The sequence below is a fragment of the Pseudomonas sp. 2 genome (assembly GCF_056627435.1).
The window spans coordinates 14265-26818 of record NZ_JBWXNG010000010.1; the positions used below are offsets into that span (position 1 = coordinate 14265).

Below are 12554 nucleotides of genomic sequence, written 5' to 3' on the forward strand. Positions count from 1 at the left end.
AAGCCGGCTCCCACAGGTTTGAAGCCCGCAGGCTCGCGTTTATGATCAACCCACCGCTTTCTGCGACTCACCCAGACGACGCACCGCACGCAGCTTGGTCAGGGTATCGGCGCAGGTCTTGGCCGCTTCCTGGCCCTTGTGCACGAAGTGATTGAAGAAATAGTTGTGGTGCTCTTCGCCGCCGTGGAAGTGGTGCGGGGTCAGGACCACCGAGAACACCGGTACTTCGGTTTCCAGTTGAACCTGCATCAGCGCGCTGATCACCGATTGCGCGACGAATTCGTGACGATAGATCCCGCCATCGACCACCAGGCCAGCGGCGACGACGCCAGCGTATTGGCCGGTCTTGGCCAGCAGTTTGGCGTGCAGCGGGATTTCAAAGGCGCCGCCCACTTCGAAGAAGTCGATATCGCTTTCGGCGTAGCCGTGGTTGGCCATCTCGGCGACGAAGCCCTTGCGCGCCTGATCGACGATATCTTTGTGCCAGCAAGCTTGAATGAAAGCGACGCGTTCGTGAGCGTGAATTGCGGTGGGTTGCATCTGTTCTGACTCCTGTTTAAGTAAAAAACAGGGCGTTTTGGATCGAAGGGGATGCCAGGGTACGGCCTTGGATGTCTGCGCAACACATGCGTGACAAGCCATTGGGTCGATCCTGTTGTACCAATCCCGTTCTCTCTTCATCCGGACTATGACCGTCGGCTCTGGGATCGCACCAGATCTGCTGACCTCACCCAAGCTCGACACCAGAAGTGGCTGCGCTCGGTCATGCTGCGTTAAAAAACAGCTCGCAATGCTCATTGAGGCCCCTCAACTCCGCTTGCTCGCTGTTTTTTGCCTTGCCTGACCTTCGCTCGCCGACTTCTGGAGCCGACTTGTAAAGGATGAGCGCTCGCGGGCTAGACGCATCGCGCGCCATTACCGCCGGTGGGGAATCGCACCCCGCCCTGAGAACGTTGCCGACGCCATGGTGCGCCGGCGTGCAGTTTGTAACACAGATTTTCAGAATGTGCATGAAGCCTTTTGGATGGTTTTCATCGGTTTTTCTTATAAGCAGGCCTTGGCATTGCTGCGTCCAGCCTTGATTATCAGATGCTCAGGCCTCAGAACTGAGGTTCGACAGACATTTCAGGGAGCTTCATCGTGACGGTAATCGATCTGCGCAGCGACACAGTGACCCAGCCCACCGCCGGTATGCGCGACGCCATGGCCAGCGCGCCGCTGGGCGATGACGTCTACGGCGAAGACCCGACCGTCAACCGCCTGGAGTCGTACCTGGCGCAGAGGCTGGGCTTTGCTGCCGCGCTGTTCGTGCCGTCCGGCACCATGAGCAACCTGCTTGGCCTGATGGCGCACTGCGATCGCGGCGATGAATACATCGTCGGCCAGCAGGCGCACACCTACAAATACGAAGGCGGCGGCGCGGCAGTGCTGGGCTCGATCCAGCCGCAGCCGCTGGACAATCAGGCCGATGGTTCCCTGGACCTGGATCAGGTCGCCGGTGCGATCAAGGCCGACGATTTCCATTTCGCCCGCACCCGCCTGCTGGCGCTGGAAAACACCATGCAAGGCAAGGTGCTGCCGCTGGAGTATCTGGCGGCGGCCCGGCAACTGACCCGCGAGAAGGGCCTGGGCCTGCACCTGGATGGCGCGCGGCTGTACAACGCCGCCGTCAAGCTGGGCGTCGACGCGCGCGAGATCGCCGGGTATTTCGATTCGGTGTCGGTGTGCCTGTCCAAAGGCCTAGGTGCGCCGATCGGCTCGGTGCTGTGCGGCTCGGTTGAGGTGATCGCCAAGGCGCGCCGCCTGCGCAAGATGGTCGGCGGCGGCATGCGTCAGGCGGGTCTGTTGGCCGCGGCGGGCTTGTACGCGCTGGAGCATCAGGTCCAGCGCCTGGCCGAGGACCACGCCAACGCGGCGTTCCTGGGCAAGGCCCTGGCGGAACTGGGCTTCACCGTCGAGCCGGTACAGACCAATATGGTGTACGTACAGGTCGGCGAGCGGGCCGAGAAACTCAAGGCGTTCTGTGCCGAGCGCGGGATTGTCCTGAGCGCCGCGCCGCGTTTGCGCATGGTCACGCACCTGGACGCGTCGGCCGCGCAAATGGAGCAAGTGGTTGCAGCATTTGCCGAATTCGGCGCGCACTGATCGACCGATAATCCAATTGGTTGCTTCTATCGTACAAAGACGCTGTACCGTGGAAGCAACGCCTATATAATGCGGCCCTTTGCCGTCGTTTCGTCGAATGACGTAATGCACCTGGCTCCGGCCGCAGTTCCCGTGGAAGAACCTATGAAAAGCGCAGAAATCCGTGAAGCCTTCCTGAGCTTCTTCGAAGAGCAGGGCCACACCCGTGTAGCCTCCAGCTCCTTGATTCCGGGCAACGACCCGACCCTGCTGTTCACCAACGCAGGCATGAACCAGTTCAAGGACTGCTTCCTGGGCCAGGAAAAGCGGGCCTACACCCGTGCCGTCAGCAGCCAGAAGTGCGTGCGCGCCGGTGGCAAGCACAACGACCTGGAAAACGTCGGTTACACCGCGCGTCACCACACCTTCTTCGAAATGCTGGGCAACTTCAGCTTCGGCGACTACTTCAAGCGTGACGCGATCACCTTCGCCTGGACCTTCCTGACCGGCGTGCTGAAGCTGCCGAAGGACAAGCTCTGGGTCACGGTCTACGCCACCGACGACGAAGCCTATGACATCTGGACCAAGGAAGTCGGCGTGCCGGCCGAGCGCATGGTCCGCATCGGCGACAACAAGGGCGCGCCGTACGCCTCCGACAACTTCTGGACCATGGGCGACACCGGCCCGTGCGGTCCTTGCACCGAGATCTTCTACGACCACGGCGCCGACATCTGGGGTGGCCCGCCTGGCTCGCCGGAAGAAGACGGCGACCGTTACATCGAGATCTGGAACAACGTCTTCATGCAGTTCAACCGCACCGCCGATGGCGTGCTGCACCCGCTGCCAGCGCCGTCGGTGGACACCGGCATGGGCCTGGAGCGGATCAGCGCCGTGCTGCAGCACGTGCACTCGAACTACGAGATCGACCTGTTCCAGAGCCTGCTGGCCGCGGCTGCCAAGGCCATCGGTTGCAGCAACGACGCCCAGCCTTCGCTGAAAGTCGTGGCCGACCACATCCGTTCCTGCGGCTTCCTGATTGCCGACGGCGTGCTGCCGTCCAACGAAGGCCGTGGCTACGTGCTGCGCCGCATCATCCGCCGCGCCTGCCGTCACGGTAACAAGCTGGGCGCCAAGGGCAGTTTCTTCTATCAGATCGTCGCCGCACTGGTGGCCGAGATGGGCGAGGCGTTCCCTGAGCTCAAATCCCAGCAGGCGCACATCGAGCGCGTGCTCAAGGCCGAAGAAGAGCAATTCGCCAAGACCCTGGAGCAGGGCCTGAAGATCCTCGAGCAGGATCTGGCCGAACTCAAGGGCACCGTGGTGCCGGGCGAAGTCGTGTTCAAGCTGTACGACACCTACGGCTTCCCGATGGACCTGACCGGCGACATCGCCCGCGAGCGCAACCTGACGCTGGACGAAGTCGGTTTCGAGCGCGAGATGAACGCCCAGCGCGAGCGCGCGCGTTCGGCCAGTGCGTTCGGCATGGACTACAACAGCCTGGTCAAGGTTGACGTGGCCACCGAGTTCACCGGCTACCACGCCACCAGCGGCGACGCGAAAATCGTGGCTATCTATAAGGAAGGCCAGTCGGTCGAGCAACTGAACGAAGGCGAAGAGGGTGTCGTGATCCTCGATCAGACCCCGTTCTACGCCGAATCCGGCGGCCAGATCGGTGATTGCGGTTTCCTGCAATCCAACGCCGGCCGCTTCGAAGTACGCGACACCACCAAGACCGGCGGCGCTTTCCTGCATCACGGCGTGCAAACGCTGGGCAGCCTGTCGGTCGGCGCCCAGATGCAGACTCAGGTCGCTGCTGAGGTGCGTCAGGCCACGTCGCTGAACCACTCGGCCACGCACTTGCTGCATGAAGCCCTGCGCCGCGTGCTGGGCGACCACGTGCAGCAGAAAGGCTCGTTGGTCGACAGTCAGCGCTTGCGCTTTGACTTCAGTCACTTCGAAGCGATCAAGCCTGAGCAGATCAAGGCGCTGGAAGACATCGTCAACGCCGAAATTCGCAAGAACACCGCCGTCGAAACCGAAGAAACCGACATCGACACCGCCAAGAAGAAGGGCGCCATGGCGCTGTTTGGCGAGAAGTACGGCGACACCGTTCGCGTATTGAGCATGGGCGGTGATTTCTCCGTCGAGCTGTGCGGCGGCATCCACGCCAACCGCACCGGCGACATCGCGCTGTTCAAGATCGTCAGCGAAGGCGGTGTGGCGGCTGGCGTGCGTCGTATCGAAGCGGTCACCGGCGCCGTGGCGCTGGCGTACCTCAATGGTGCCGAAGAACAACTGAAGGAAGCCGCGAGCCTGGTCAAAGGCAATCGCGACAACCTGCTGGACAAGCTCAGCGCTGTCCTGGAACGCAACCGCCTGTTGGAAAAACAGCTGGAACAACTGCAGGCCAAGGCGGCCAGCGCTGCGGGCGACGATCTGTCGGCCGCTGCGGTGGACGTCAAGGGTGCCAAGGTCCTCGCTGCCCGTCTCGACGGTCAGGATGGCAAGGCGCTGCTGGCACTGGTCGACCAGCTGAAGAACAAACTCGGCCGCGCAGTGATCCTGCTCGGCGGTGTGCATGAGGACAAGGTCGTACTGGTGGCTGGCGTCACCAAGGACCTGACTGGCCAACTCAAAGCCGGTGATTTGATGAAGCAAGCGGCTGCCGCTGTTGGCGGTAAGGGCGGTGGCCGTCCTGATATGGCGCAAGGTGGCGGTACCGACGCTGCCGGGCTGGACGCAGCGCTGGCGCTGGCCGTTCCGTTCGCCGATCAGGGTCTGTAACAAACCCTTGGTCGACCCACTGCGACCTGCCCCGGCGGTCGCAGCGCTTGGTGGTTTGAATGTTTAACGGGCGCCCTTCACGGGCTGAGGCGGCTTTGAGATGGCTTTAATCGTACAGAAATTTGGCGGCACCTCCGTGGGCTCGGTAGAGCGCATCGAGCAGGTGGCCGACAAGATCAAGAAATTCCGCGAGGCGGGTGATGATCTGGTGGTCGTGCTGTCGGCCATGAGCGGCGAGACCAATCGCCTGATCGACCTGGCCAAGCAGATCAGCGATCAACCGGTCCCGCGTGAGCTGGACGTGATCGTCTCCACCGGCGAGCAGGTGACCATCGCCTTGCTGGCCATGGCGCTGATCAAGCGTGGCGTGCCTGCGGTGTCCTACACCGGTAATCAGGTGCGCATCCTGACCGACAACGCGCACAACAAGGCGCGTATCCTGCAGATCGACGATCAGAAAATTCGCGCTGACCTGAAGGAAGGTCGTGTGGTTGTCGTCGCCGGTTTCCAGGGTGTCGACGAGCACGGCAACATCACGACCCTGGGTCGTGGCGGTTCCGACACCACTGGCGTGGCGCTGGCCGCGGCCCTCAAGGCTGACGAATGCCAGATCTACACCGACGTCGACGGCGTCTACACCACTGACCCGCGCGTGGTGCCACAAGCGCAGCGCCTGGAGAAGATCACCTTCGAAGAGATGCTGGAAATGGCCAGCCTCGGTTCCAAGGTGTTGCAGATCCGCTCGGTGGAATTCGCCGGCAAGTACAACGTCCCGCTGCGCGTGCTGCACAGCTTCAAGGAGGGGCCTGGCACCCTCATTACCATTGATGAAGAGGAATCCATGGAACAGCCGATCATTTCGGGCATCGCCTTCAACCGTGACGAGGCCAAGCTGACCATTCGTGGCGTCCCTGACACCCCGGGCGTTGCTTTCAAGATTCTCGGCCCGATCAGCGCCGCGAACATCGAGGTCGACATGATCGTGCAAAATGTTGCGCACGATAACACCACCGACTTCACCTTCACCGTGCATCGCAACGAGTACGATCAGGCCCTGAGCGTGCTGCAGAACACTGCCAGCGAAATCGGTGCCCGTGAAGTGATTGGCGACACCAAGATCGCCAAGGTCTCCATCGTCGGCGTTGGCATGCGTTCCCACGCAGGTGTTGCCAGCCGCATGTTCGAGGCACTGGCCAAGGAAAGCATCAACATCCAGATGATCTCCACCTCCGAAATCAAGGTTTCGGTCGTGATCGAAGAGAAGTATCTGGAACTGGCCGTGCGCGCCCTGCACACCGCCTTCGAACTCGACGCGCCTCGCCAGGGCGAGTAAGCGTTGATGCAAAGGCGCGGTGTATACCGCGCCTTTCGCGTTTCTGGCGGTGCGATAAAACTGTTTTTTTCGCGCCGCTGGTCAATACTCAAGGCGGACCGGGCTGCCGATGCAAGCGGTCGGTCGATGCCTTTAGGTTGTGCAGACTGTAGTCCCTGAATGTAGATTGAGGAGATAGGCATGCTGATTTTGACCCGTCGGTGCGCGGAGAGCCTGATTATTGGTGACGGTGAGATCACCGTAACCGTGCTCGGCGTTAAAGGTAATCAGGTACGAATTGGCGTCAATGCGCCCAAGGAAGTGGCTGTTCACCGTGAAGAGATCTACCTGCGCATCAAGAAAGAGAAGGACGAGGAACCAAGCCATTAATTTTATTTGAATTTTTGGTTTGCAAACGGGGAAAAGGGTGGTTATTATACGCCCCGTGTTGCGGAGAGCTGGCCGAGTGGCCGAAGGCGCTCCCCTGCTAAGGGAGTACACCTCACAAGGGTGTCGGGGGTTCGAATCCCCCGTTCTCCGCCATTATTTGCGTAGTACGTTGTAATCTGGCTTGATCTGTAAGTTGTTGAAATTACTAGAAAAAAGCGCTTTACAAACAGATTTGACGGCCTATAATGCGCGGCAACAAATGCACTCGTAGCTCAGCTGGATAGAGTACTCGGCTACGAACCGAGCGGTCACAGGTTCGAATCCTGTCGAGTGCACCATTTAAGCGTTGTTTGTAGTGATACAGGCAGCTGCTTGAGAAAGAGCCTGGCTTCAACAGGTCTTCGGAAGAACCACTCACTTCTAGAAGTAAAACGCAACAAGCCAGTGGTGATCTGGTTCAACAAGCGCCACCTGCACTCGTAGCTCAGCTGGATAGAGTACTCGGCTACGAACCGAGCGGTCACAGGTTCGAATCCTGTCGAGTGCACCATAAAACGAAAGGCCCGCATGCAAATGCGGGCCTTTTGTCTTTCCAGCGTTTGCGTTTTTGCGTCTTGCCCTTCCCGCAGTCTTGCTCGTCCATCGCCTTGCGGCGCTGTTCGGGGCTCGACACATTGCTCCAGTCGTCATGTCTGCGTAGTCGGTTGCAATCTGGGTTTGTATGTAAGTTGTTGAAATTTATATGAAAAATCGATTTACAAACAGATTTGACGGCCTATAATGCGCGGCAACACATGCACTCGTAGCTCAGCTGGATAGAGTACTCGGCTACGAACCGAGCGGTCACAGGTTCGAATCCTGTCGAGTGCACCATATAACGAAAGGCCCGCATGCAATTGCGGGCCTTTTGTCTTTCTAGCGTTTGCGTTTCTGCGTCTTGCCCTTCACGCAGCCTTGCTCGTCGAACGACACCTGCCGGCTGTGGCCTTTCTGTTCCTTGTACAGGTACTGCACCTCGCCGTTGCGGCTGATGACCTTGTCGGGTTTGCCGAGCAGGTTCTCCACGTCCCGTTTGGTCATGCCGGTGGGCGTCTGGTAATCGATCATCGCCTTGCGCCGCTGTTCAGCGCTCAACACATTGCCGCAGCCGTCATCCCACTGGCCGATCACGACCCAGTTGTCAGTCTGCTTGAGCGGGGGCTTTTCCGGCATCGGGCGGGGTGAGGGCGCAACGCTGCCGGGCGGTGCGTTGTGCGCCTCCTGCAGTTGCAGGTGCTGGCTGGCCAGGCAGCCATGGGCGGTGAAGGTGACGTTGCCGGCTTCGTCGGTGCAGCGGTGCACGGTGCTGGCCCCTGCGAAAGCCGGAATGCAGAGCAGGGCAGCAATCAGCGGTTTTTTTGTGTCCAACGGCATGAGCGTGTCTTCCTTGGCGGGGTATGCGCAGGCTAGCCAGAGGATTATTTCGCCGCGAGCGTGTTTTCTTCACAGGATGTGACGTCGTAGTCATACCGACTCGGACAATGGTTAACATTGTGTTGCAACCACTTGTTCCGCGTTGAATTTTTAACATGCAGCCTCGGCAAGCGGTGTATCATTGCGCCCGTCAGCCCCGCCGGGGCTTGTGGAATACCTCCATGGACTTACCCAGTAGCAACTTGAATACAAGCAACACCAATCAAGAATCGACTGATTGATCTTCCGGCGTGGTCCACTGCTGGGAGTGGAGTTCGCCTATGACCGAAATCGAAGTAAAGAAAACGCAGGAAAGCCTGCAGGATCGCCTTGCGCAAGTGGTCGATCTGCTGCAGCGCCAGCGTGTCGTCGAAGATCTGACGCACCGCCAGGACGGTCAGCATCAGGAACGCGTAGACAACCTGGTTCACCGGCAAAACCTGGTCGAGCTGCAACGCAAGCTCGATGACCTGCACTCTGCCGACGTCGCCTACATTCTCGAAGCCCTGCCTGTTGAGGACCGCCTGACGGTCTGGCAACTGGTCAAGGCCGAACGCGATGGCGACATCCTCCTCGAAGTATCCGACTCGGTGCGCGAAACCCTGATCGCCGACATGGACGATCATGAGCTTCTGGCCGCCGCCAAAGAAATGGACGCGGACGAACTCGCCGACCTCGCCCCCGAGCTGCCTCGCGACGTCGTGCATGAACTGATGGAAGCGCTGGACACCCAGCAGCGCGAGCGCGTGCGTTCGGCCCTGTCCTACGATGAGGAACAGGTCGGCGCGCTGATGGACTTCGAGATGGTCACCATCCGCGAGGACGTCAGCCTGGAAGTGGTACTGCGCTACCTGCGTCGTCTCAAGGAACTGCCAAGCCACACCGACAAACTGTTCGTGGTCGATTACGACGGCGTGCTCAAGGGCGTGCTGCCGATCAAGCGCCTGCTGGTCAACGACCCCGAGAAGAAGGTCTCGGAAGTCATGGCCGACGACCCGGTGAGCTTCCATCCTGATGGCGACGCCTATGAGGCCGCCCAGGCGTTCGAGCGCTACGACCTGATTTCCTCGCCGGTGGTGGACAAGAACGGCAAGCTGATCGGCCGTCTGACCATCGACGAGATGGTCGACCTGATTCGTGAAGAGAGCGAGACCGAAGTGCTGAACATGGCCGGTCTGCGCGAAGAAGAAGACATCTTCGCCTCCGTGTGGCGCTCGCTGCGTAACCGCTGGTCGTGGCTGGCGATCAACCTGATCACTGCCTTCCTTGCCTCGCGGGTGATCGGGCTGTTCGAGGGTTCGATCGAAAAGCTGGTAGCACTGGCGGCGCTGATGCCGATCGTGGCTGGTATTGGCGGCAACTCGGGCAACCAGACCATCACCATGATCGTCCGGGCCATGGCGCTGGACCAGGTCAGCACCGGCAACGGCAATACCTCGCGGCTGATGCGCAAGGAGCTGGGTGTGGCGCTGGTCAACGGCCTGATCTGGGGCGGGGTGATCGGTGTGGTGGCTTACATGCTGTATCACAGCTGGTCGCTGGGTGTGGTGATGACGGCGGCAATGACGCTGAATCTGTTGCTGGCGGCGTTCATGGGCGTGTTGATTCCCATGACTCTGGCCCGGTTCGGGCGCGACCCGGCGATGGGGTCTAGTGTGATGATCACGGCGATGACTGACAGTGGTGGGTTCTTTATCTTTCTGGGGTTGGCGACGTTGTTTCTGCTTTAGGGTGGGTGGGGTAAGATCAAGATCAAGAGCGTTCTTCCTAACGTCAGACCTGTTTCGACTTCGTCGAGTTACTTGAAGGGACCAAGTAACCAAGTCCTTCTGCTCCTGGTTTGGCCCTGACTTCGTCAGGGTCCCTTCACTCCGGTCCCGCTCCGTGGGCCCGGCGCGAATGGGCCATCCATGGCCCCGCGCCTCGCGCGGCATCCTGCCGCTTGGCCCACTCCACGAGACCTCCATTCAGCCTGCACCCAAGTCGCGATTTGTGGTGTCTGGGCTATCGCGCACGAAGATCAAAAGCCAGATCAAAAGCGACCGGCCTACGCGTTAGACCGGCTAACGCCGTTCCCGTAGCAGTCCGGCTTGCCGGCGGTCTGGCGCGAAGCGGCAGTAAAATCAGGCGACCTGACGGTGTCAGGTACACCGCGTGCGCAGGATTTGCTGCCGCTGCGCGCCAGACCGCCGGCAAGCCGTGCTGCTACGGGGGATGCGGTTTGCATGCGATCGAATAACCCCATCATTCCCGTAGCAGCCGGGCTTGCCCGCGGGTCGACCTCAAGATCGCCCCGCCGGCAAGCCGTGCTGCTACGGAGGGCATCGCCCTCAAGCTTTTGATCTTGATGCGCGATAGTCCAGACGCCGCCAAACGCGACTTGGGTGCAGGCCGAGCGGAGGTGATGTGGAGTGGGTCAAGCGGCAGGATGCCGCGCGAGGCGCGGGGCCATGGATGGCCCATTCGCGCCGGGCCCACGGAACATCGCCGGAGGGAGGGAAGTCCGACGAAGGAGGACCCAAACCAGGAGCAAGACCCCTTGGTTACTTGGGGGTCTTTTCCAAGTAACTCGGCGAAGCCGAAACAGGTCTGACGTTAGGAAGAGCGCTCTTGATCGTGATTCGACAAAGTCGAAACAGGTCTGGCATTAGCCAGAACAAAAAGATAGCAGCGTCACCCCAGTACCCGGGCCGCACGCACTCTGAAAACCAACCAATGACCCACAAAAAAGCCAGCAAACCGCTGGCTTTTGAGTGTCTGACCCTGTCGACTTACTCGTCGTCGTTCGCCAGGCTGGTATCGTGGGCAATCAGCGACACCAGAGCGTTCTGCTGACGGTGGGCCAACTGACGGAAGCGTTGCAGCAGCTCGCGCTCATGCAGCGACAGCTCCGGGCTGTCCAGGCGCAGGCTTGGTTCGTCGCCCAGAGCGCCTTCCTGAATCAGGCTCTGCTCGAGACGCGCAATGATTTCCGAGTTCATGCTGCGGTGGTGTTGTTTGGCAACTTCTGCGATGCGCTCGCGCATGCCTTCCGGGAGGCGGACAACGAACTTGTCAGCGGTGCGACTGGAATAATTGGCCTGTTTCATAGGGCTCATATATTTAACCGATTTAGTTCAAAGGGGCAGGCGGTTCTGCATTCAGCCGCGTGATGTCATCGTCTGACTGTCATTTGGGCGAAATGTTCAACCCGCCAACATAAAGGTCCGCCATCATGCCTCAATACGTCGGATCCTTGGCGTCAAATCTGTGACAATATTGAACTAGATAAAGGCGTTTAGCCAGCACCAATTATCAGAAATGCGTTCTGGTTTGCAAAGTTCCCGGATGCCACATTCCAGGCGATAACCGCCGTGGGCGCGGGTTTGCGCCATGATGGCCATCTGTCTTCAGCGTAGAAGCGTCCACGAAAAATTTCGAGCGAAGGCTCAAGAAAGAGACGAAGGGTCTATTGCCAGGAGAGAAGAATCAGGTGTCGCGGGTGTAGGAAAACAGATCAGATAGGCCTGAATAAAGCGTATCAGCAAGCAGGGCGTCGCAGGTCAGCGCAGGACAGGGTCGAACTTGATCCGGCGCCCGACGATCAACGCCACCACGAAAAGGCTGGCGAAGACGCCTGCAGCGGTCTTGGCGACCGTGCCCATGGTGTCCATGGACGGCGGCAGCAGTTGATCGGTGGCAATGGCCATGATGCTCAGGATCAGGAAGGTCAGTGCGGCTTTCGACATGATGGTTCTCGGAATTAGGGACGGCGGCACATCAGGGCGGCGAAATCAGAACACCCAGCGTTCGGAACGGTCGACAGGAATGGCTTCATCAGTGTCATTGGCCAGCATGGCGTCGGAATGCTGCGATTGCATTGCAGCGTAGCGAGGTGCCTGCTTGATCAGATAGTGGGGTTGAGCCTGAACGGCGACTGTCTCGGTTTTGCTGCCAGTGTCCTGAAAGTGAAAGGCCACCAGAGCGACGAGGGCGGCAGCATTCAACAGCGAGAGAGTCATGTTCATGTCGGTTACCTTCGCTTGGAATTGATTTTGAAGGGGATGTGCATGCAGAGGAGTATTGCAGTCTGCATGCCAGCTTTTGTCGGCAATAAAAACCATATAAATCAATGAGTTATAGATGATTGGCGAGGATTCGAGGTTGCAGTTTGCAATGATGTCAATCTGGCGCATTGCAGTTTGCATGATGACCGTAAAGCGCTTATCCACACGGGCGCCGGCCTACAGCTTGAATTGGCAATGACGACATGACAAAACAAAGGCTTACCGTTAACATGCTCGCCGTCTCGTTGACGCCATTCGGCGCGTCAGCACAGCGTCTCAGTAGCTCAATTGGATAGAGCATCCCCCTCCTAAGGGGAAGGTTGGCAGTTCGAACCTGCCCTGGGACACCATCTCAAATTCCCATCGCCCAACCCCACGTGCGCCCCGTTTGGCAAAACATGGCTGTGGCCGACGCATTTTCGTCGTTGCCAGATATGCACCTCACC

General features: G+C 59.5%; 10 protein-coding genes and 5 tRNA genes. 10 read left to right on the forward strand and 5 right to left on the reverse strand.

The window, feature by feature from the left end:
• Window positions 1-45 precede the first annotated feature (45 nt).
• Window positions 46-540, reverse strand: a complete 495-nt coding sequence (locus AC1MEK_RS17340) for a 6,7-dimethyl-8-ribityllumazine synthase (RefSeq protein ID WP_480397516.1) — start codon at window positions 538-540, stop codon at window positions 46-48.
• A gap of 600 nt (window positions 541-1140) precedes the next feature.
• On the opposite strand from AC1MEK_RS17340, the gene ltaE reads away from it, so the two are divergent.
• The 8 genes from ltaE to AC1MEK_RS17380 all read left to right on the forward strand — a co-directional run bounded on the left by ltaE (window position 1141) and on the right by AC1MEK_RS17380 (window position 7483).
• Window positions 1141-2145, forward strand: a complete 1005-nt coding sequence (ltaE, locus tag AC1MEK_RS17345) for a low-specificity L-threonine aldolase (RefSeq protein WP_480397517.1) — start codon at window positions 1141-1143, stop codon at window positions 2143-2145.
• A gap of 144 nt (window positions 2146-2289) precedes the next feature.
• Complete coding sequence (alaS, locus tag AC1MEK_RS17350) at window positions 2290-4908, forward strand: alanine--tRNA ligase (RefSeq protein ID WP_480397518.1); 2619 nt, start codon at window positions 2290-2292, stop codon at window positions 4906-4908.
• Window positions 4909-5008: 100 nt separating this feature from the next.
• Entirely contained in the window at window positions 5009-6241 is a 1233-nt protein-coding gene (locus AC1MEK_RS17355; protein ID WP_480397519.1) for an aspartate kinase, read from the forward strand.
• A gap of 180 nt (window positions 6242-6421) precedes the next feature.
• Window positions 6422-6610, forward strand: a complete 189-nt coding sequence (csrA, locus tag AC1MEK_RS17360) for a carbon storage regulator CsrA (RefSeq protein ID WP_002554426.1) — start codon at window positions 6422-6424, stop codon at window positions 6608-6610.
• 62 nt (window positions 6611-6672) lie between these two features.
• Window positions 6673-6763 (forward strand) — tRNA-Ser (locus tag AC1MEK_RS17365).
• 108 nt (window positions 6764-6871) lie between these two features.
• Window positions 6872-6948: transfer RNA gene (locus tag AC1MEK_RS17370), tRNA-Arg, on the forward strand.
• 135 nt (window positions 6949-7083) lie between these two features.
• Window positions 7084-7160, forward strand: a tRNA-Arg gene (locus AC1MEK_RS17375).
• Window positions 7161-7406: 246 nt separating this feature from the next.
• Window positions 7407-7483: transfer RNA gene (locus AC1MEK_RS17380), tRNA-Arg, on the forward strand.
• Window positions 7484-7525: 42 nt separating this feature from the next.
• Here AC1MEK_RS17380 and AC1MEK_RS17385 read toward each other — a convergent pair.
• Window positions 7526-8023, reverse strand: a complete 498-nt coding sequence (locus tag AC1MEK_RS17385; RefSeq protein ID WP_480397520.1) for a DUF4124 domain-containing protein — start codon at window positions 8021-8023, stop codon at window positions 7526-7528.
• A 320-nt stretch (window positions 8024-8343) separates the two neighbouring features.
• Here AC1MEK_RS17385 and mgtE point away from each other — a divergent pair, with 320 nt between their 5' ends.
• On the forward strand, window positions 8344-9792 hold the full coding sequence (mgtE, locus tag AC1MEK_RS17390) for a magnesium transporter (protein WP_480397521.1): 1449 nt from the start codon (window positions 8344-8346) through the stop codon (window positions 9790-9792).
• Between the two features lie 1041 nt (window positions 9793-10833).
• On the opposite strand, the gene AC1MEK_RS17395 is transcribed toward mgtE, so the two are convergent.
• The 3 genes from AC1MEK_RS17395 to AC1MEK_RS17405 all read right to left on the reverse strand — a co-directional run bounded on the left by AC1MEK_RS17395 (window position 10834) and on the right by AC1MEK_RS17405 (window position 12069).
• Complete coding sequence (locus AC1MEK_RS17395) at window positions 10834-11160, reverse strand: Arc family DNA-binding protein (protein WP_093464019.1); 327 nt, start codon at window positions 11158-11160, stop codon at window positions 10834-10836.
• A 444-nt stretch (window positions 11161-11604) separates the two neighbouring features.
• Window positions 11605-11790, reverse strand: a complete 186-nt coding sequence (locus AC1MEK_RS17400; RefSeq protein ID WP_480397522.1) for a PA3371 family protein — start codon at window positions 11788-11790, stop codon at window positions 11605-11607.
• A gap of 45 nt (window positions 11791-11835) precedes the next feature.
• Window positions 11836-12069 carry a hypothetical protein gene (locus tag AC1MEK_RS17405; protein WP_480397704.1) on the reverse strand — a complete coding sequence of 78 codons (234 nt, stop codon included), beginning with the start codon at window positions 12067-12069 and terminating at the stop codon, window positions 11836-11838.
• A 312-nt stretch (window positions 12070-12381) separates the two neighbouring features.
• Between AC1MEK_RS17405 and AC1MEK_RS17410 the strand changes: the two genes are divergently transcribed.
• A tRNA-Arg gene (locus AC1MEK_RS17410) sits at window positions 12382-12458 on the forward strand.
• Window positions 12459-12554: the final 96 nt, after the last annotated feature.